We start from the raw sequence: 20,030 nt of genomic DNA, 5'->3' as shown, positions 1-20,030 counted from the left end.
TTGCCAGGATCAGGCCGGCGCCGCGTCGGCTGCGTTGCGGGCCATCCAGCGCACCCGGTGGCCCTCCGCGTGCCGGCGCGCCTCCCGGACGGCCGCCGCCGGCAGCGGCACCTCGCTCAGCTCGGCGAGGGCGGCGTGCATGACGGCGACGAAACGGTGCCCGGTGTGCGTCAGGCCGTCCTCGTGGGCCAGCAGCGTTGCGGCCGCCTCCGCCGCGGCCTCCCGCCAGCGCGCGCACCGCACCTGCGCCCGGTGCCGCTCCGGCGCGGTCCGGGCGGCCTGCGCCTCCACGAACCAGAACCGGGCGACCGACAGGAAGGCGTAGGTGCCGTGGAGCAGCCCCGACAGCGGGCGCGGGTCGTCGCGCCACGGTGCGTACAGCAGACGCTGCCGCTGCGCGTGCGGCGCCGGATCGAGCAGATCGACCAGATGCATCACGGCGACCAGCTTGCTGTGCTGCACCTCGTGCACCAGCGTCTCGGCCAAGGCCGCCGCCGACGCCGGCAGGGTCAGGGCCACACCGCCGAACATCTCCGCCGCGCTGCCGCTGCGGTGCACGTCGCCGCCGGCCGCCGGCAACGGCACCAGCGCCCGCAGTCCCGCCACGACCTCGGCGGCGTGCCCGGGATGCCGCGCCCGCAGCAGCCGCAGCGCGCCCGTCGTCCCCGACCGCCACGCCCGCACCTCGTCGCCGTTGAGCCGGACCCGGGGCGCACCGGCCGCGGCCACGGGATCCACGTCGTCCAGCACCGCCCGGGTGCCCTCCACCCGGGGCGGCGGCCACCACCGGGCCCCCTCCGCACCCGGTGTCCGCACCGGCGTGCCGCCCTCGGACCGGGTCCCCGGTCCCGCGACCCGCAGCCGTGTCCCGCCCTCGGTCTCCAGCACCCCGTCGCGCAGCAGCAACGCCGAGCCGCGGGCGGCCCCGGGGAGCACCGCCGCACCCACCCCGGGCAGGACCGCCCCGGGCCCCGACGCCGTGAGCGTCACCTCGGCGTGCTGTCCGGTGGCGACCGCGGCGGCAGCCGCCACGTCGGACAGCGGCAGCGACGCCACCGGACCCGGCTGAGCCAGCGCCCGCCACGACATCACCAGCCGCGGCCCCACCGACGGATGGCCCAGCACCCGGCGCGTGGCGTCCGGCGCCGTCCGCCGGGCCCCGGCCAGCACCTCGAACAGGCCGGACGCACCCGCCGCCACGGCACCACCGTGCTCCCGCGCCCGGTCCAGCACCGCACGCAGCAGCAGCAGCCGTCTGCCGTACTCGGCGTCGGCGAGCAGCAGCACCGCCCCGGCTCCGCCCCCGCCCCGGGCCAGTGCGTCGAGGAGCGGGGCCCCGATCCGGAACGCGCGCAGCGTCACTGGCACGCCTCCCGCGCCGGTTCCCGCCGCCCCAGTCGCCGCGTGTCGGCGGCCACCCTCCCGTGCACGTGCCGGATGAGCGCCGCCAGATCGGGGCAGTACACGCTCGGGTTGCGGTGACCGGTGCCGTCGGCGCGATACCGGTGCACGTAGTGGCCGCCCCCGCACACCGGCATCAGCGCGCACCCCCGGCAGGGCGCGGACAGCGCCGCCGCCCCCGCCTGACGCACCGCCACCTCCGGATGGCGCAGCGCCCGGTCGAAGGGATCCCGTGCCACGTGCAGGCCCGTGACGGTCGCCCCGTGGTACGTCACGCGCAGCGTGTCGTCCAGCGCGACGGAACCGTCCGTCTCGACCACGACGTACCGCACCGGCTCCAGCCCCAGCCCCTCGGTGCGCGGACGCCCGCCCAGCGTCAGCGAGAGCACGTTGTGCAGCACCCGGACGTCGGTCTCCTGCACCGGCGCCGCGTACCAGCGGTCGAAGACCGCCGCCAGCCAGTCGCCGTACGGCGCGTCCGCCCGCCCCGGCACACGGCCGGGCGGCGGTGCCGCCCAGGTGCCCAGCGGCAGCAGGAAGTCGACCATCGGCGGTCGGTACCGCAACAGTTCCTCATAGGTGGCCACCGGATCGTTGCGCAGGTCCACGGTGCACAGCAGGCCGGCGAAGAGCCTGCGGTGCGGGCCCTCGGCCAGACCCCGCACCGCCTCGGCCACCCGCCGGTGGCTGCCCTGTCCACCGGGCCGCACCCGGTGCCGGTCGTGGGCGGCCCGGTCGCCGTCCAGGCTCACCCCGATCCGCACGTCCAACTCGTCCAGCAGTTCCAGCCACGCCTCGTCCAGCCGGATGCCGTTGGTCTGCACGCACAGATCCAGCCGGACACCGGGGCCCACCGCCTCGGTGATCTCCGTCACCGCCCGGCGCACCAGCGCCGGACCCGCCAGCAGCGGCTCCCCGCCGTGCAGGGCGACGGCCACGGCCCGCAGCCCGTGCGTGGCCACGTGCTCGGCGATCCGCCGTGCCGTCCACGCGATCACCGCCGGGGACATGGCGCGCGGCTGATCACGCCAGCTGCGGTCCGCGGCACGGTACATGTAGCAGTGGTCGCACGCCAGATCGCAACGACTGTGCAGCTTGAGGACGAAGGTATGGAACGGAAATTGCGCGGGACTTTCCAGCCCGTCCGTTTCAGCGCCCATGGAACTCCCGTCGAACCTCTCGTCGGTTCCTCTGCGTGGCGTATTCGCGATCCGGCGGGCCGGTCCCCGGTGACGCGCCGCGTCACCGAACGCTCCAGGTGCCGCCGTTGCCGCTAGACTTCGAAGTGTGGCAGCAAGTCGGTTGTTTGGCAGCCGGGTTGATCGGCCAAACCACAACTGTCCGGCAGTCCTCCACGCCGTGGCGGATTCTCGACTCACTCGGGACGACGGGGCTGGTACATGGATGCGCAGGGCGAGGCGCGGAACACGCTGGAATCGCCGTTGATCGACCTGTCCGAATTTCCCTTCGAGGAAATCGCCGTGCTTCCGGAATCCGCGCTCGTTCACGCGTTGCGCCGGGTCCGGGCCGACGCAGAGCACCCCGATGCGCTGTTCACCACGGACTTCACGCAGAAACCCAGCATCGATCCTTCCGGGCCTGCGGGGGAGTGACCCGAGCGGGCGCCACAGCCGCCCGCAGCCACGGGGCGGGACCGCGCCTCACCGACGAAGCGAAGCGGAGCCGAGATGTCCGAGTCGGACGGCCGCATGCCAAGCCCCCGCGTGACGGTGTTCTGTTCCACGACGGAGAACATCGGCCAGACCACCACCCTGCTCAACACCGCCGTGCTGCTGGCCCGGTCGGGCCGCCGGGTACTCGTCCTCGACGCGCGCCAGGCCGACACCCGCACCCGCACCTATGTCCGCTCCGTCGTCGCCGGCCCGGCCCTGCTGCCGGACACCGAGGACGGCCCCGCCGTGGAGGAGTGGCTGCCCGCCGACGCGGAACACCCCATCGGCATCGCCACCCTGAAGGGCCCCGAGGCGCTGGCCGGACTCCCGGCGCCCGGCGCCCCCGCCTTCCGGCCCTACGACGACGTCCTCGTCGACGCACCCCTGGTCCGCACCGGCCGGCAGGCCGCCGACCTGGCCCGGCTGCCGTCGGTCCTCGTCGTCTGCTTCACCGCCGCCTCGGCGTTCATCGAGTCCGCGGTCGAGCTCGCCGAGCGACTGCGCGGGGCGGCCGGCCGGCCCTTCGACGTCGTCGCGCTCGCCCTGCAGACCGATCCGTCCCACGAGGACCAGCTGCGGCTGGCCCGCGAGCGGGTGCACGAGCAGTTCGCCCCGCTGGGCGCCGACCGGCCCGTGCGGCACCTGGAGATCCCCTATCACGCCCTGTCCGAGCGCAGCACGCGCCTGGGCACGGAGAGCGAGCCGGGCAACGGCTTCGACGAACGGGTGCGGCCCGCACTGGACCGGCTGGTCCGGGCCCTGGACCGGCCCCGCTTCGTGCCGCCGTCGCGCGCCGTCCTCGTCCACAGTCCGCGGCACGCCGTCTGGGCGGAGTGGATCAGGGACCTGCTGTGGGGGGCGGGAGTCGACGTCACCCTCCGCTCCTACGCCGACTGGCGGCCCGAACCCCCGGCCGACGAGGAGGTGGTGCTCCTGCTCCCGCCGACCGCGCCCGGCCCCGAGGACGAGCAGGCCCTGCGCTGGCTGTCCGACCCCGGCATCCGTATCGTCCTGGTCGACGACGAGGCCCTGCCCCGCTCCTTCGCCCACCACCAGCAGATCGACCTGCGCCGGCTGTCCGAACAGCAGGCAGCGGTCCGGCTGAGCCACAGCCTCGGCCTGCAGATGCCCAGCACCACCGCCCCCCGCGGCCGCCGCTTCCCCTGCCTGCCCGGCCACACCAACATCGTCGCCCGCAACACCGCCTTCGTCGGCCGCGAACGGCTCCTGGGGGACCTGCGCACCACCCTGACCGACCTGGCGGGCGAGGCACGACCCTGCCTGGTCGTCGGCGCTCCCGGGGTCGGCAAGAGCGAGACACTGCTGGAGTTCTGCCATCGCTTCGGCGGCTCCTACGACCTGGTCTGGTGGATGCAGGCCGACACGCCAGGCGAGGCCCTCACCGGACTCGGCGCGCTGGGCGACGCCCTCGGCGAGCCCACCACACAGGACCCCGCCGCCCACGTCCGCGCACTGCGCGCCCGGGCCGACGCCGAGGGCCGGCGCTGGCTGCTGGTCTGCGACGAGATCGACGACACCGACCGGGCCACGGCGGTCGCCGGGCAACTGCCCCGGCCTTCCGAGCGCTGCCACGTCCTGCTCGGTGTGCGTGACAGTCACACCACCACCGCCACCGCCACCGCCGTGGAAGTGCCGCCGTTCACCCGCCAGGAGAGCGAGGCACTGCTCACCGTGATGGTCCGCGGCCTGACCCCGACGGACGCCCAGGACGTCGCCAAACGGGTCGGCTCGCTGCCGCTGGCCGTCCGGCTGGCGGCCTGCTGGCTGCGCGTCGCCACCGTCCGCGCCGAGGCACGCAACAAGTTCGGCCAGGAGGCGTTGTCCCTGGCCGTCAACGACTTCAGCCGCGCCTACGACGACCGGCAACAGGCTCATGCGGCGGCGCCGCTGCCCAGTGTGGAGGTCCTGCTCCACCTGACCCGCGCCTCCCTGCTCAAGAGCCCCGCCGCCGCTGCCTGGGCCCGTGAGGACGCGGGCAGCGGGGCACTGGACTGGCTCCTCCAGGCCTGCGCCCTGCTCACCTCCGCCGGATCCGACCTGCAGCTGCTGCGCTCCAGGCCCCTGGGCCTGGCCCTGGCCCGCAGCCGCCCCGGTCCCGCCACGGGCGGCACCGCCGTACGCCCCAGCGACCAGCCCCTGGTCGACGCCTCGCTGTGGGCCCTGAACCGCCATGGGCTGATCGACTTCGACTTCGCCCGGCCCCGGCAGCCCGTCCGCCAGCACCGGGTCCTGCGTGGCCTCGTCCTCGCCGGCATGGGCGACGGCCTGCGCGCGGTGAGGGAGAACGAACTGCGCGCCGCCGTCGCCGCCGCCCGGCTGGAGGCGGACGGGGACGACCGCCCCACACCCACCCCCCTGCAACTGCTGCGCCGCGGCCGTCAGATCGAGTCGCTGCGCCTGTGGGAGGACGAGCGGCCCGAGGTCCAGTCCGCCCTGCTCGGGCATGTCTCCGACCTCATCGTCAGCCAGGAGAAGCAGGCGCTGGACGAGGCCCTGCGGCTGACCCGGCTCGCCGAGGAGCACTGGCAGCCCGAGTCGTTCGAGGGCCTGCGGGTGCGCTCCATGATGTCCCAGACCCTGCGCCTGATGCAGGAGTACGGCGATTCCGCCCGGCTCGCCCGCAGCGTCCTGCAGTCCTACCGGACACAGCTCGGCCTCACCCACCCGCGCTCGCAGCTCATGGCCGACGCGTACGCCGCCAACCTGGTCGCAGCCGGTCACTTCGGCAACGCCCTGAACGAGTCGGTCCACGTCGCGCGCAGCATGATGCGGCTGCTCGGCCCGCGGCACTGGGCCTGCGTGCAGGCCCGGCGCAACCTCGCCGAGCGCTATGCGCTGGTGGGCAACGCGACCGAGGGGCTGCGCGTCCTGCGCCAGCTGTACGAGGCCCTGCGCGCCATCCACGGCGACCATCACCCAGACGTCCAGGACATGGTGCCCGACCTGGCGCAGATGCACCGCCTGCTGGGCCAGAACAGCGAGTCCCACCAGCTGCTGAAGGGCTCCCGCATCCTCAGCCACCCGCCCGAGCCGCGGAGCACCGGCGTACCGCTGCGTGTGAAGGCGGAGAACGGCCTCGCGGTCAGCGAACGGCGGCTCGGCCGCCACGACCGGGCCCGGGAGCGGGACACCCGCACCCTGGGCCTGGCCGAGGCCGTCCTGGGCGAGCGCAGCCTGACCACCCTGGGCTGCCGGTTCAGCCTCGCCGTCGACCACCATCTGGTCGGTGACCACGACGGGGCCGTCCGGGAGGCGGAGATCTGCCTGGGCGTGCTGCGGGGCACGCTCGGCGACGAGCATCCCAGCACCCATCTGTGCCGGGTCCGCTTCGGCGTGCACCTGCGCGGTGCCGGCCGCCTGGAAGGCGCGGCCGAGGCGGGCCGGGTCGCACGGGCGGGCCTGGAACGACGGCTGGCCCGCCACCACCCGTGGGTGCTGGCGGCGGCGTCGAGCCTGGCCAACACCCTGGTGGCCCTCGGCGACCTCGATGCGGCCAGGGCCCTGGAGGAGGCCACCGTGCAGGGATACGACCGGACCGGCCTCGGCCGCCACCCGGACCGGGTGGTCGTGGCCGACAACCTCGCCATGACCCGTGCGGAGGAGGGCGGGGCGCCGCCCGGCGGTGAACTTCCGCAGGTCCGCAGGGACATCGACCTCGAACTGCTGTGAACGGGGCCGTGGCGCACCGGTCCGTCGCGGGCCGAAAGGAGCGTGCAAGCAGATGAATCAGGACGCCGACGGAGCGGTGAGCGGTCTGAAGACCCTGCTCGCGCCGCATGCCGGCCGGGGCTACGAGCAGGTGATCGAAGCGTGCCGGGACACCGCGGCGGCCTGCTCCGGTATCCGGTCCCTGACCCATCTCACCGACAACACCGTCGACTTCACGGTGCGGGCGGCCAGCGCGGTGCCGTTTTCCGGTGCGCTGCCCTGGGACGACGAGGTCGAGGTCGAGGGGCAGCCGGCGCAGCGGTTCGTGCGCTGGGCCCTGGAGGCGGACGACACCATGCGGCAGCTGAGGACCGGGGAGCTGATGCGGGTCCTGGCCGTCACGCGCTCGGGCGGCATGCAGTACTCGCGGCTGCGCGACGGCCAGTACGTGGTCGGCATAGCCGTGACGGGGGTGGAGAGCGAGGAGATGGACACCGCCGTGAACAGGATGACCACGGGGCTGCGAACCGGCCACTGGGACCAGGGCGACGAGTCCCCCGGCGGCGACCACACCCAGGTCAAACGGATGCTCACCGAGCACGTCCCGCTGACCGTGCAGGCCACGACCCGCGACAAGGACGAGGAGAACCGGTTGCGGGGCGTCTGGCAGCGCCACCTCAATCCGTACGACCTGCACTACGCCGCCTACTACCGCGCCTGGTCGCCGGTGTGCGCCGGGGACTGCTTCGAGCACAGCGCCCTCAGCGAGGCCCTGGTCGCCGTGCCCGCCCAGAACCGCCGGGCGATGTACCGCGACCTCGTCTTCCGGCTCAGCTCATGGCTGACCGACCTGGCCGAGATCCTGGAGCCGGTCACCGCCGACCCTGTGGAGCGGCTCGTGCTCGACGTGCAGCAGGGCGCGTTCTACCTGCACTGGATCGATCCCGACGCAGGCGACTTCGTCGTCGGTGTCACCGCGCGGCAGAGGCAGGTGCACGTCGCCGAGGAGCGGCTCGGCGACCTCATCCGCGATATGCGCCGTCACTGACCTCCGCCCGCAGCAGCCTCAGCACCTCGTCGGCGACGTCGGCCAGCAGCGCCTCCACGCTCCCGCCACCGCGCCCGCCCGGACGGAAGGTGACGGGCGGCGTGCCCTCGACCGTCTCTATCCGGGGCAGGACCTCCACGGAGATCTCGAAGCTGCGGCAGATGGCGAACAGTTCGTCGCTGCCGCGCCTGACCCGCCCGGTGCCGCCCTCCCACCAATGCGCGATCGCCTCCCGGAACGCCTCCACCAGCCGCCGGGCGTGCACCAGCGCGCCCATCTGCTCCAGATCGTCGCGGGCGATGACGGACCGGCGGGCCAGCGGCAGCCGGTCCCCCTCTCCCGTGGCGGCGGCACCGAGCCGGGGACGCTGCCCGACGCCGTCCTCCAGCAGGCGGTCGAGTGCTTCCTGGACACGCCGGAACGGCTCGCGGACCGGCGGCGGCACCCGCTGCTCGGCCTCGGCCGGAGCGGGCCGCGGCGCCGACAGCCGGGGATGCTCGACCGCGCGCTGGACGAACTCCAGCCTGCCCAGCATGGTGTTCTGCTGGGTGGCGAGCCCGTCCAGCCGGTCCCGCATCTCCGTCAGGACGGTGTTGCGCTGATTGGCCCGCAACCGGGTGATGAGGCTCTTGATGCTGTCCAGCAGCATCCGCTCGAAGCGGGGGTTGTCGAACACCAGGGGCACCACGCCGGTCGCCTCGGCGATCGCGTTGCGCCGTTTGCGGCAGGCGTGGCCGTTGACGATCACAAGGACCTCGGAGTCGTCCGGCCCCAGGACGTCCCGCACACGGGAGACGAAGGACACCGCGGAGGCGACGTCGGCGCGGGTGAGGACCGACGGCACCGGCAGCAGCGCGATCCACGCCCTCCGCGTCACCTGGATCCAGCGCGGCTCGCCCGCACCCGCCGGATGGGGGAGGTCCTTCAGGCCCGTCGGGGCCAGATGGTGCCACCACTGCCGGCGGGCCAGCACGTTCTCCAACCGGTGCGCGACCTCGGCCATGGGCCGTTTCTGGTGGGCCGTGCGCAGTGCCTCGTGCACGGCCTCCACACCGATCTCCGCCGGGCGGTCCCCGTCCGCCGCCGCCAGTTCCCACGCTCCGGCGCAGATCTGCAGGATCTGCCGTGGCACCCCGTCGGACTGCAGCACGACCTCGTCCACGGCGTCCTCGGTGAACGGAGCGTACGGGTCGCCGGGGAGCGGGGGCCCGGCGCCACGGTGGATGTGACGCGAGACCAGGCTCTGCGTCTCCGGGCGCGCCCAGCTGTCCAGCCACAGCGGCAGCACCCGCTCGTGCAGGGACAGCGGCAGCGTGCCCCACAGCTCCGGGCGGACGCAGAACACCAGCAGACCGCCCTGGTTGACGTAACGCTGGACGAGCATCTCGAACGCGTCGCTGAACAGGGCGCGTTCCAGCGCGGGCCACTGGGTGGTCTTGTCGAGTTCGTCCAGGACCAGGGCGTAGGGCCGCCCGCTCTGGCCGTACACCAGGCTGAACACCGACAGCGCGTCGAAGACTCCCTGGATGCCCTGGATCCGTGCGGAGACGCCCCGTTCCCTCAGGTACGCCGTCGGCTCGTCGCCCGACAGCCAGGCCATCACCTCGTTCTGGTGGAGGTCGTTGACGAGCAGTGCGAGGGCGGTGGCGAAGGCCCGGTGGTCGGTGACGCCCCGAAGGTGCTGGCGCAGGTGGCGGTGGATCCGTTCCTCGTCGACGTCGAAGGCCCGCGCGATCTTGTCCGGGTCCAGCCGCCGCTCGCGCAGGCCGCGCAGGAACTCGTCCCGGGCGGGACCGAGGCGCCCGGTGCTGTCGGCCTCCAGCAGCTCCGCGGCGACGTCGGCGTAGTAGTCGGTGATCGCCTGCTCGAAGTCGACGAAGGCGTCGTAGTCGTCGCGCGGGCTCATCAACCGGTACCGGAAGACGGCGTCCATGTCCAGGGAGGGCTGGGCGATCACCCACACCGGCGGTGCGGGCATGTGTGCTCTGAGGACCGCGGTGGCCCGCTCGGCGAGATGGCTCTTGCCGAGCCCGAACTCGCCGACCAGGGCGAGCGCCCGGCCCCGTGTCTGCGACGGCCCGTCGTGGCGGAGGTAGCGCTCCACATGTCCCATGAACCAGGCACTGGTCTGACCGGGCACGTCGACCCGTGGGCGCGGGGGGCCCGCGCCGATCTGCGTGGTGTCGCCGAACCCCTCCAACTGGACGCTGGTGCTGTCCCGGAAGGGGTTCTCCTCGGAGAAGGGGAGGGGTGCGGAGCTCATCGCGTCGATCCTCTCCGTTTGAAATCGTCCGGGCTCGGCCGGTGCGCTTCGAACCAGTGGGCCACGTGCTGTCTGCGCAGGTGGCCCACGTTCTCCTGCAAGGCCTCCTCGACGCACCGGCGCAGGCAGTCCTGGAGGGTGGAGATGCTCGCCAGGGCCCAGGCGTCGGGCTGGTAGTCGAGGACGTCCTCGTCGATGGCGACCGTCGGGGCGGGCACGCCGTCCCGCTCCATCCAGAGTTCGAGGTACTTGCCCCAGTCCCCGGCCTGCAGGTGTGTGGTCCGCAGGTGGGTGATGCTCTTGCGTTCCCGCTCCGTGAAGGGCAGCAGGTCCTTGGCCACTTCGGTGTTGGTCGTCTCGACGAAGAAGACGACGCCCCGGCTGCACCGGTCGTAGCAGAACCGCAGGAACATGCGGCTCAGCTCCGCGTCGTTCCACTGGATGTGCGGCACGATGACGACGAGTCGCCGGTCCCGCGCCTCCAGTATGTCCGTCAGGGCCCGCCAGGCCAGGAACGGATCGGGATGGCCGGAGAAGAAGCCCGGGCCCTGGTCCAGTTCCGCCGCGACGACGTCGATGACGCGCTCGACCACCATCTCGAACTGCGACGTCTCGGGTGACCTCCCCGGGGGCGAGCCGATGCCGTGGCCGTCGTTGCCGCTGCCGTCGAGCCCGACGATGCAGGTGGACCGTGCGGGGGCGCGGCGGCTCCACAACTGGCTCTGGTCGGAGGCCGGTCCGTCGTCGTTCTGCTGGTGTGCTCCGCGGTCGGCCGCGGCGTCGAGCATCTGCACGAGCTCGTGCACGCACAGGTGCAGCAGACTGCTCTTGCCGGTCCCGGACAACCCGCTCACCACGACCAGGTGCCCGTGTCCCTCACTGCCCGGCCGGATCCCGTGCGCCATGGGCCTCAGCCTCTTCCGGAAGGTCTTCAGCGCCTCTGGGGTGGAGTCGATGTCGACCCACAGTTTCTCGTGCCCGTGGATGAACCACGGTGCGAGCGGCACATACGTCGGCCAGGGCGCGACGCCGTCTTCGGGAGGCGTTCCGAACAGGCTGCAACTGGTGTGCGGCATGGTACGTGTCCCCCCGTACTGGTGCTCCGGGCGGCCTGTCCGCGAGGGCCGCCCGGTGGTGGTGATGGTCGTGCAGTGCGTCCGGCACCGGCTGCCGGAACGGTGACGGGCGGTGGCGCGGACCGTCCGCCTCCCCGTGGCGCGGGCTGCTGCGGCCTGCGGTTTTCCGATGCTGTGTCACGTCTTCCCCCTGGGGCGAACCTCCGTGTCACGTACGTTCCATGACGGGCATCCACATCATGACGGTATGTCCGCGACAGGACCGGTCGATCCTGTCGGCTTCCCTCTTCAGGGCGATCCCCGTTCGTGGGACCGCGTACTCGTCCCGCCCGGGTCCGGATCCACACCCTGCTCCGCCTCGGGTGCGCCGAGGCGGTGCGCCACCGCCTCGGGGGCGGTCGGGGGCAGGGGCGACCAGGACAGGCCCATGGCTCCGCGCCGGGCCCGGGCCGGCGCCCAGGCGCGCACCGCCGCCCAGCTCCAGGCGTCGGCGCGGGCCCACCGGAAGCCGTAGTGCAGGAGGTTGACCGTCACGATCGCCGGGCCGACGGCGGCGACGGTGCCGGGGAACGTCGACTCCAGGGTCAGGGCCAGGGTGATCGCGGTGATGCCGTTCTGCTGGCCCAGGCCCAGGTGGGCGCGGTCCGCCCGGCTCAGCCGGGGCCGCACCAGCAGCCGGCCGATCAGCAGGGTGGCCAGGAACTGCGCCGCGAAGGCGGCCACGCCGAGCACGAGCCCCTGGTAGAAGTCGATGCCGCCGGACAGCACCGCCCCGAGGAGGGCGGAGGCGGCGAGGAAGGCGAACGTCACCGCGCCTTCCAGGGCGGGGGCGAAGCGGCCCAGACGGACCACCAGTCCGGCCAGCGCCACGGCGAGGACCAGCGTGGTGGACGCGGCGACCGCCACGAGCGCGACGACCAGCACCAGCGCCACCACGTCGACGTGGCGGGGCCGGTCCGGTGCCCTCACGGGGACGGAGGCGAGCGCTGCGGCGTCGCCCGCGGCGGACCGGCGCCGTCTCAGCAGCCGGCGCACCCCCACCAGCGTCCACAGCAGGACCACCGCCCCGAACAGCAGCAGGTTCAGCAGCAGGTTGCCGAAGACGTCCGCGGTGTCCGAGGCCACCGAACCGGACGGGTTGCCGGCTGCCCCCATGCGCAGGGCGAGGGCGGAGAAGTAGACGGTGAGCAGGACCGTCATGGGGTCGTCGAAGGACGCCCAGATCGACAGGATCGCCTTGGCGCGCGGTGTGACCCGCTCGTTGTCCTGCATGGCCGCCACCGACAGCGGGTCGATCTGGGCCACGGCGATGCCGAGCACGAGGTACTCGGTGCGGTGGAAGGCGAGCACCATCACCGCGGCGATCAGCGTCGCCTTGAGGACGACGCCGACGGTGACGGCGACCACCACGACCCGTAAGGAGCCTCTGACCTCGGACAGATCGATGTCGTGCGTGCTGCCGTAGAGACCGATCGAGAGGAGCAGCAGGGCGGTGTAGCCGTAGCCGGGATTGCCGATGAAGGTGTCGGGCCGCCAGACGGCGCCGGCCACCAGCCCGAGGCAGACCGCGGCCCCGGCACCGACGACGACGCGCGGCAGGCCGAGCCGGGTGCTGCCGCGCAGCGGGTTCAGGCCCAAGACCGACGCTCCGTTCGCCCTCGAATCGGCTTCGGTCGCGCGGCCGGGTGCCGGGGGCCGCGGCGGCGCGGAGCGCCCATCATGCCGTACTCGGGGGCCCCACCCGCCACATATGCGTCAACGTGCGCGTCACCCTGTGTGTCCACGTGCCCCCCGCGGCGGACGGCGGGTACGGAATGACGATCGGTGCGGCGACCGGTGCCGCACTCAGTGCCGTTGCCGATGCCGGGACGACCCCCGACAACCGCGTCGGCAAACGCGTCAGGATACGGTTGAACGGGCAACGCCTCACCCCCCGGAGCCGAGTCCCCACCCGGCAGAGGCCGATTTCAGAGTAACGGGACAACTGCCGATCGGGCAGGGCACCGCCGCGTCCCTTCGCGCTCGGCGGGAGTTCGGTGTGCAACCAGCCCTTTCCGGTGCGGAGATTACGCCGGATGGGATGAGCCGCGTGGCTGATAACGCACTTCGGCTCCCTTTTTTCATGGTGTTCCGGCGTTAAGGGAGCGGAAAGGGCGCAAACGTTTTTACCTGCGCTCGGAGGGTACTGGAGGCTCGCACAGGGCGCTCGGGCGTGCGCCGTGCCCGGACGCGATCCGACCCGGGAAGGGGAGCGCCATGATCTCCCGAACGGTCCAGGTGCCCGCCGGCGACGCGGCACTCGTCGGGGACCTGGAGGTGCCGGAGCGGGCCGGGGCCGTGGTGCTGTTCGCACACGGCAGCGGCAGCTCCCGGCACAGCCCGCGCAACAGGATGGTCGCCGAACGGCTGCGCGGCGGCGGACTCGGGACCCTCCTGATCGACCTGCTCACCGAGGAGGAGGAAGTCCGCGACCGGGTCACCGCCGAGTTCCGCTTCGACATCGGCCTGCTCGGCCGGCGCCTGACGGGCGCGCTCGACTGGCTGCTGGCCGAGCCCGGTACCCGCGATCTGCCCGTCGCCCTCTTCGGCGCCAGCACCGGAGCGGCGGCGGCCCTGGTGGCGGCGGCCCGGCACCCGGACGGTGTCCTCACGGTGGTGTCCCGCGGAGGCCGGCCCGACCTCGCCGCCGACGCGCTGCCGGAGGTCCGCGCCCCGGTGCTGCTGCTGGTCGGCGGCCACGATCCGGAGGTGCTGCGGCTCAACGAGGCCGCCGCCCGGGCGCTGCACGCCCCTCACGAGCTGCGGATCGTCCCCGGCGCGAGTCACCTGTTCGAGGAGCCGGGCACACTGGAGGAAGTGGCCGAGACGACGCGCACCTGGTGCCTGGACCGGCTGGCCGCCGCGCAGCAGGCGGCGCGCGGCGGCTGACCGAACGCCCGGCCCGGACCCCGGGGCACGGCCGGGCCGTGACGCGTCCGCCCGGCGGGCGCCCGGCAACGGTCCGGACGGCGTCGGGGCCCCTGCCGAAGGAGGGCTGAGTCATGCGCTTCCGGGATCGCCAGGAGGCCGGGCGGCAACTCGCCGCGCCTCTGCGCGCCCTGTACGACGGCGGCGCACTGCCCCGCCCGGTGGTCCTCGCACTGCCGCGCGGGGGCGTCGTTGTCGCCCTGGAGGTCGCCCGTGAGCTGCGGGCCCCTCTGGACGTGCTGGTCGTCCGCAAGATCGGTGCTCCCTTCCAGCCGGAACTCGGCGTCGGTGCCCTCGCGGGCGACGAACCTCCGCTGTACGACCGGCAGAACCTCCAGTTGCTGGGATTGAGCGAGGCCGATCTCGCCCCCGTCGTCGAGCGGGAGCGTGCCGAGCTGCGCCGCCGCGAGCGGCTGTACCGTGAGGGTCGGCCGGCCGCGGATCTGTCGGGGCGTACGGCGATCGTCGTCGACGACGGCCTCGCCACCGGCGCGACGGCGCGTGCCGCCCTGCGCGCCGTGCGCCGCAGTGCCCCCGAGAGCGTGGTGCTGGCGGTTCCGGTGTCCTCTCCCGAGGCGGCGGAGCTGCTGCGCCCCGAGGTGGACGACCTCGTCTGCCTGTCCCTGCCACCCGACTTCAGGGCCGTCGGCCTGTGGTACGAGGACTTCGAGCAGGTGTCGGACGACGACGTGCTGCGGGTGCTGCGCGTCGCACCGGCCCAGGCGTGACCCGGTCGGCCCGGGCCCGGGCGTGAGCCCGTGGTGACGGGCCCCGCGGGGCGGTTCCGGTGCCGGCGGGGCCGGGTCAGCGCCGGTAGAGGCCCACCAGGGTCCCGCTTGCCAGCTGTCCCCTCTCGACCGCCTCGTGCACCTGTCCGGCCGCGGGTGCGTCGGGCAGGACGCACGGCTCGGCGAGGGCGTACAGACGGAAGTAGTACCGGTGGGCCTCGTCGCCGGGAGGCGGATGCGGCCCGCCCCAGCCGCGCCGGCCGTAGCCGTTGACGAGACCGGTGCCGCCCTGCGGGTCGACGCCCGCGGGTGCGCCCCCGGCGCGGGGGTCGATGCCGACGACGACCCAGTGCACGAAGGTCCCCGACGGAGCGTCGGGGTCCTCGCACAGCAGGACCAGCTCCGCTGTGCCGTCCGGTACGCCTGACCAGGTCAGCGGAGGGGACTCGTTCTCGCCCTCCAACGCGTACCGGCGGGGAACCGTGGCGTGGTCGCCGAAGGCGCTGCTGCTGAGTTCGATACCGGACATGCGCCCGGGGTACCCCGCCGCCCGGCGGACATGCGCCGGTGGCCCGGCTTGCGGCGGGCGGGCCCTCACCGGCAGGCTGGGGGCCCGTGGCCACCTTGCTGATCGTGCATCACACACCGTCTCCGAACTGCCAGGCGCTGTTCGAGGCCGTCGTCTCGGGAGCCGGTGCCCCGGAGATCGAGGGGGTGCGGGTGGTGCGGCGGGCCGCGCTCGCCGCCACCGCCTCCGACGTGCTGGAGGCCGACGGGTACCTGCTGGGCACTCCGGCGAACCTCGGCTACATGTCCGGTGCGCTCAAGCACTTCTTCGACCAGGTGTACTACCCGTGCCTGGACTCCACCCGGGGCCGGCCCTTCGGGTTCTACGTCCACGGCGGCAACGACGTCACGGGCGCCGTGCGCGGCATCGAGTCGATCACCACCGGTCTCGGCTGGCGACGCGCCGCCGATCCGGTGACCGTGACCGGCGCGCCCGGCAAGGACGGCACCGAGGCCTGCTGGGAGCTGGGTGCGACGGTGGCGGCGGGACTGATGGACTGACCGCCCGGAACCGGACCGGATCGGCACCGGGCACCGGGCCGGATCCCGGTACCGGAACGGAACCCGGGTACCGGTCGGGCGGCGGCTCGCCGCCCGCCGGGCGCCCCGGCCCACGGCCACCTGTCTGCTCCCGCCCACCCCTTGCCCTCCCCGGACCTCTCTGTTTGGATGGTCCGTCCAGGTCATGGACTGAATGTCCAGATCCAGACGGAGACCCAGACCCAGACCCAGACCCAGACCCAGAGCCAGACCCAGATCTGGGGCCAGGTCCGGAACTGCCCGGTCCAGGAGGAGAGACGGATGCCCGGCGCCCTCGCCGGGGCCGCGACGGCAGACGAGCCCGTCACCACGTTCGGCAACGACGTCGACGCGGTCGTCGGCGCCCTCGTCGACACCCATCTGCGCGGCCAGGACCGCACCTGGGCCGCGCTGGACCGGGAGCGCCGACTGGCGCTCTTCCGCGGCCTGGACGAGCACGGCGTCTTCGCGGTGCGCCGCGCCGTCGAACGGGTCGCCGGGCGCCTCGGCATCTCCCGGGCGTCCGCCTGCAGCTACCTCTCCCAGGCCAGAGCAACCGCCGCCCGCCCGACTCCCGAGGGAGACCGACCGTGACCACCGCACCGCCCCTGACCCTGGACGACGTGCGCGACGCCGCCGCGCGGATCAAGGGCGCCGTCCACCGCACGCCCGTCGTGCGCTCCCGCACGCTGGACGCGCTCGTGGGCGCCGAGGTGTTCCTCAAGTGCGAGAACTTCCAGCGCATGGGCGCCTTCAAGTTCCGTGGGGCCTACCACGCGGCCTCCCGCCTCGCCCCGGAGCAACGCGCGCGCGGCATCGCCGCCTACTCCTCCGGCAACCATGCCCAGGCCGTCGCGCTGGTCGCCCGCGAACTCGGCACCACGGCCGTCATCGTCATGCCCGAGGACGCGCCACGCGCCAAGCGGGCGGCCACCGAGGGCTACGGCGCCGAGGTCGTGACCTACGACCGCTACAGCGGCGACCGCGTCGCCATCGCCGGCGCCCTGGCCGCCGAGCGGGGCCTCACCCTCATCCCGCCCTACGAGCACCCGCACATCATGGCCGGGCAGGGCACGGCCGCCCTCGAACTCCTCGAAGAGGCGGGAGAGCTTGACGCCCTGGTGGTGCCGGTCGGGGGAGGCGGTCTGATGGCGGGCAGCGCCACGGCCGCCAAGGGACTGCGTTCCGGGATCCGCATGATCGGTGTGGAGCCGGAGGCGGGCGACGACACCCGGCGCTCCCTGGCGGCGGGCCGGCGCGTCGCGGTCCCGGTGCCGCGCACCATCGCCGACGGCCAGGCCCTGGAGATCCCCGGTGAACTGACGTTCTCCGTCAACCGGCGCCTCGTCGACGAGATCGCGCTGGTGAGCGACGACGAGATCCGCGCCGCGATGAGGTTCGCCTTCGAGCGGCTGAAGATCGTCCTCGAACCGAGCGGCGCCACCCCGCTGGCCGTCCTCCTCTCGGGCCGCGCCGGACGTCTCCCGCGCCGTGTCGGCCTGATCCTGTCCGGCGGGAACATCGACGCCGAACGCTTCGCCCGGCTCTGCGGCGCGGGGCAGTGACCGCGGTCCCGACGGCATGCGTCCGCCCGGCGCGGGTGGGCACGCCAGGGCAGGCGAAGCCTGACCCGCAGGCCCCGCCGTGCCCGTCCCGCCGGGTCCTCACACCGGCAGCAACCGGCCCACCAGGGCGCTGAGCTGGCGGGCGGTGCGGCACTCGTGCATCGCCACCAGCTCGGCGTACTCGGGCGCGGCCGAGTCGCCCGTGCCCCACTGGGAGCGGGGCTCGGGGTTCAGCCAGTGCACACGGCGGGCCTGCCCGGCGATCCACCGCAGCGCCGGAAGGTTCGGATCCGCCATGTTCGTCCGTGCGTCCCCGAGCACGAACACGGTGGTCCGCGGCCCCACCGCGGCGCCGTACCGCTCGGTGAACTCGCCCAGCGCCGCGCCGTAGTCGCTGCTGTCGTGCCAGCCCGTGAGCCGGGCCTGTGCCCGGATGCGTGCGCCGAGGCCCGCGGCATCGGCCGTGCCGTGCACCAGCAGCCCTGTCACCTCGTCGATCCGGTTGACGAAGCCGAACACCCGCACCTTGCTGAACTGGTCGTGCAGGGCCTGAACCAGCAGCATCGTGAAGTCCGAGAAGCCCGCGACCGACCCGGACACGTCGCACAGCAGCACCAGTTCGGGCCGCGCGGGACGGCGCCGGCGCAGGACCGGTCGGACCGGCACGCCCCCCGTCGACAACGAGCCGCGCAGCGTGCGCCGCAGATCGATCGTGCCGCGAGCGGCCCTGCGGCGCCGTGCGGCGAGTCGCGTCGCCAGCGTGCGGGCGAGCGGTTGGACCGTCCGGCGCAGCTCCGCCAGCCGGTCGCGGCCCGCGTACAGGAAGTCCACCCGGTCGGCGGACGGCGCGACCGCACGCCGGGCGATCTCGTCGCGCCCCCGCCGCTCGGCCACCCGACGGCGCGCCTCCGCTGCGACCTGCCCCCGGAACACCTCGATGCGCCGGCGGATCTCGTCGTCGAGCAGCCGATCGGCGAAGTCCCCGCCGCCCCGCGCCCGCAGGTCGTCGCGGACCCGCGCGAGCAGCGTCTGCGGGCGGAGCCGTTGCAGGGTCTGGTACGAGGACCAGCCGCCCGCTCCCGGCGCGCCCCCGTATCCGCCCAGGCCGTCGACGGCCTCGATCGCCAGCCGCGCCATGAGGGCGACGTCGTCCGCGGCCAGCGCCGACGCCAGTCGCTCGCGCAGCTCCTCGGGCCCGGCCCCGTCCGCGTCCGGTGCGCCGACGCCCTGCGGGAAGTACAGGGCGAACACCGCGTCGAACACCTGCCGCTGCCCGGCGGTGTGCAGCAGGGTGGCGGCGAGTCCCTCACGCAGCAGTTCCCGGTCGGCCAGCCCCAGCGCCCGCACGGCCCGGGCCGCGTCCACCGTCTCACCGGTGCCGATGCGCACGCCGTGGTCGCGCAGAGCGGCGACGAACCCGGTCAGCCGCGCCGCGACGTCCGACTCGCCGGTCATACGGAACCCAGGTCCAGCTTGGCCGCCGCCTTCAGCACATCGTCCTGGTGCTTGAGCAGCACGCCCAGAGTGTCCCGTACGACCGCCTCGTCGAGCGTGGCGGCGCCGAGGGCCAGCAGGGTCCGGGCCCAGTCGACGGTCTCGGCCACCGACGGTGCCTTGCGCAGGTCCATCGCCCGCAGCGCGCCGACCACGCGCACCACGGACGCGGCCAGTGCCTCCTCCAGGCCGGGCACCTTCAGGCGGACGATTCGCCGCTCCAGTTCCTCGTCGGGGAAGCCGATGTGCAGGAACAGGCAGCGGCGGCGCAGCGCCTCGGACAGCTCCCGGCCCGCGTTGGAGGTCAGGACGACGAACGGCCGCCGGGTCGCCGTGACCGTACCGAGCTCCGGCACGGTCACCTGGAAGTCGCTGAGAACCTCCAGCAGCAGGCCCTCCACCTCGACGTCCGCCTTGTCGGTCTCGTCGATGAGCAGCACCTTCGGGTCGTCGCCGCGGATGGCCGTCAGCAGGGGCCGGGGGAGCAGGAACTCCTCGCTGAAGATGTCGTGGCGGGTCTCGTCCCAGGTCTCGTCGCGCCCGGCGCTGATGCGCAGCAGTTGCTTGGCGTGGTTCCACTCGTACAGTGCCCGCGCCTCGTCCACGCCCTCGTAGCACTGGAGCCGCACCAGCCGGGCTCCGGCGACCTCGGCGACGGCCTTGGCCAGCTCGGTCTTGCCGACCCCCGCCGGTCCCTCCACCAGCAGTGGCTTGCCCAGCCGGGCGGCGAGGAAGACGGTCGTGGCCACGGCCGGGGACGCCAGATAGCCGGTCTCGGCGAGGCGGGCCGAGACATCGTCGACGGACGTGAACAAGTGCGCCTCCGGCGGTCGCGGGCGGATCAGGGGGCCGGCGCTGTGCGGCCTCACTATCTAAGCGCTTGTTCACCGCCCTTGTCAGTAGTTTTCCGCCGATCCACGGGGCACGGGCGTGGGACGGGTGCCCCGCTCGCTCCGCCGCCCGACCCGGGCGGCGTGTCCGGGTGTCATCTCCGGGTGGCCCCCGGCCGGGTCCGCGCCCCGGCGCCGCTCGCTCCCGGCGCTCCCGCCGTCCCGCACTC

At 73.7% G+C, this 20,030-nt stretch carries 15 protein-coding genes and 1 pseudogene; 8 read left to right on the top strand and 8 right to left on the bottom strand.

The window, feature by feature from the left end; genetic code table 11:
* Positions 1–9: 9 nt before the first annotated feature.
* The gene (locus I3F54_RS21400) at positions 10–1,362 is read right to left on the bottom strand and encodes an HEXXH motif-containing putative peptide modification protein (protein ID WP_240120447.1); all 1,353 of its coding nucleotides are present in this window, start codon (positions 1,360–1,362) and stop codon (positions 10–12) included.
* Entirely contained in the window at positions 1,359–2,561 is a 1,203-nt protein-coding gene (locus I3F54_RS21395; protein WP_240120446.1) for an FxsB family cyclophane-forming radical SAM/SPASM peptide maturase, read from the bottom strand. Before I3F54_RS21395 ends, I3F54_RS21400 begins: the two co-directional genes overlap by 4 nt.
* Positions 2,562–2,801: 240 nt before the next feature.
* On the opposite strand from I3F54_RS21395, the gene I3F54_RS21390 reads away from it, so the two are divergent.
* The 3 genes from I3F54_RS21390 (at position 2,802) to I3F54_RS21380 (ending at position 7,791) form a co-directional block, all read left to right on the top strand.
* Complete coding sequence (locus tag I3F54_RS21390) at positions 2,802–3,014, top strand: hypothetical protein (RefSeq protein WP_240120445.1); 213 nt, start codon at positions 2,802–2,804, stop codon at positions 3,012–3,014.
* 96 nt (positions 3,015–3,110) lie between these two features.
* Positions 3,111–6,764 carry an FxSxx-COOH system tetratricopeptide repeat protein gene (fxsT, locus tag I3F54_RS21385; RefSeq protein WP_240120444.1) on the top strand — a complete coding sequence of 1,218 codons (3,654 nt, stop codon included), beginning with the start codon at positions 3,111–3,113 and terminating at the stop codon, positions 6,762–6,764.
* Positions 6,765–6,816: 52 nt separating this feature from the next.
* Positions 6,817–7,791: a hypothetical protein gene (locus tag I3F54_RS21380; RefSeq protein WP_240120443.1), complete on the top strand. Its 975-nt coding sequence runs from the start codon at positions 6,817–6,819 to the stop codon at positions 7,789–7,791.
* Here the strand turns inward: I3F54_RS21380 and I3F54_RS21375 are convergent.
* The 3 genes from I3F54_RS21375 to I3F54_RS21365 form a co-directional block, all read right to left on the bottom strand.
* Entirely contained in the window at positions 7,766–10,054 is a 2,289-nt protein-coding gene (locus tag I3F54_RS21375; protein ID WP_240120442.1) for a hypothetical protein, read from the bottom strand. The two genes, I3F54_RS21380 and I3F54_RS21375, sit on opposite strands and share 26 nt — an antisense overlap.
* Positions 10,051–11,130, bottom strand: a complete 1,080-nt coding sequence (locus I3F54_RS21370; RefSeq protein WP_240120441.1) for an ATP-binding protein — start codon at positions 11,128–11,130, stop codon at positions 10,051–10,053. Before I3F54_RS21370 ends, I3F54_RS21375 begins: the two co-directional genes overlap by 4 nt.
* Positions 11,131–11,418: 288 nt before the next feature.
* Positions 11,419–12,768, bottom strand: a complete 1,350-nt coding sequence (locus I3F54_RS21365) for a cation:proton antiporter (RefSeq protein WP_240120440.1) — start codon at positions 12,766–12,768, stop codon at positions 11,419–11,421.
* A gap of 618 nt (positions 12,769–13,386) precedes the next feature.
* Between I3F54_RS21365 and I3F54_RS21360 the strand changes: the two genes are divergently transcribed.
* Both I3F54_RS21360 and I3F54_RS21355 read left to right on the top strand, forming a co-directional pair.
* Positions 13,387–14,058, top strand: coding sequence for a dienelactone hydrolase family protein (locus I3F54_RS21360; protein ID WP_240120439.1), 672 nt, complete (start codon positions 13,387–13,389; stop codon positions 14,056–14,058).
* 113 nt (positions 14,059–14,171) lie between these two features.
* A complete protein-coding gene (locus I3F54_RS21355; protein ID WP_240120438.1) occupies positions 14,172–14,825 on the top strand; it encodes a phosphoribosyltransferase in 654 nt (217 codons plus the stop codon).
* Between the two features lie 76 nt (positions 14,826–14,901).
* Here I3F54_RS21355 and I3F54_RS21350 read toward each other — a convergent pair whose 3' ends face one another.
* Positions 14,902–15,354: a YbhB/YbcL family Raf kinase inhibitor-like protein gene (locus I3F54_RS21350; protein ID WP_240120437.1), complete on the bottom strand. Its 453-nt coding sequence runs from the start codon at positions 15,352–15,354 to the stop codon at positions 14,902–14,904.
* 86 nt (positions 15,355–15,440) lie between these two features.
* Here I3F54_RS21350 and I3F54_RS21345 point away from each other — a divergent pair, with 86 nt between their 5' ends.
* The 3 genes and pseudogenes from I3F54_RS21345 to I3F54_RS21330 all read left to right on the top strand — a co-directional run bounded on the left by I3F54_RS21345 (position 15,441) and on the right by I3F54_RS21330 (position 17,476).
* Positions 15,441–15,893, top strand: coding sequence for an NAD(P)H-dependent oxidoreductase (locus I3F54_RS21345; RefSeq protein WP_240120436.1), 453 nt, complete (start codon positions 15,441–15,443; stop codon positions 15,891–15,893).
* Positions 15,894–16,196: 303 nt separating this feature from the next.
* Positions 16,197–16,505 (top strand): annotated as a pseudogene (locus I3F54_RS21335) (helix-turn-helix domain-containing protein); the annotation flags it as partial.
* Positions 16,502–17,476: a pyridoxal-phosphate dependent enzyme gene (locus I3F54_RS21330; RefSeq protein ID WP_240120435.1), complete on the top strand. Its 975-nt coding sequence runs from the start codon at positions 16,502–16,504 to the stop codon at positions 17,474–17,476. The pseudogene I3F54_RS21335 and the gene I3F54_RS21330, both read left to right, overlap by 4 nt.
* A 99-nt stretch (positions 17,477–17,575) precedes the next feature.
* On the opposite strand, the gene I3F54_RS21325 is transcribed toward I3F54_RS21330, so the two are convergent.
* Both I3F54_RS21325 and I3F54_RS21320 read right to left on the bottom strand, forming a co-directional pair.
* Positions 17,576–18,931 (bottom strand): VWA domain-containing protein, encoded by a 1,356-nt coding sequence (locus I3F54_RS21325; protein ID WP_240120434.1) that lies wholly within the window; start codon positions 18,929–18,931, stop codon positions 17,576–17,578.
* A complete protein-coding gene (locus I3F54_RS21320) occupies positions 18,928–19,785 on the bottom strand; it encodes a MoxR family ATPase (RefSeq protein ID WP_240120433.1) in 858 nt (285 codons plus the stop codon). Before I3F54_RS21320 ends, I3F54_RS21325 begins: the two co-directional genes overlap by 4 nt.
* Positions 19,786–20,030: the final 245 nt, after the last annotated feature.

This window comes from Streptomyces sp. MUM 2J, from assembly GCF_022414535.1.
Classification (GTDB): Bacteria; Actinomycetota; Actinomycetes; order Streptomycetales; family Streptomycetaceae; genus Streptomyces.
Note: the sequence above shows the minus strand (reverse complement) of the source record. Positions and strands in the feature narration are given on the sequence as shown.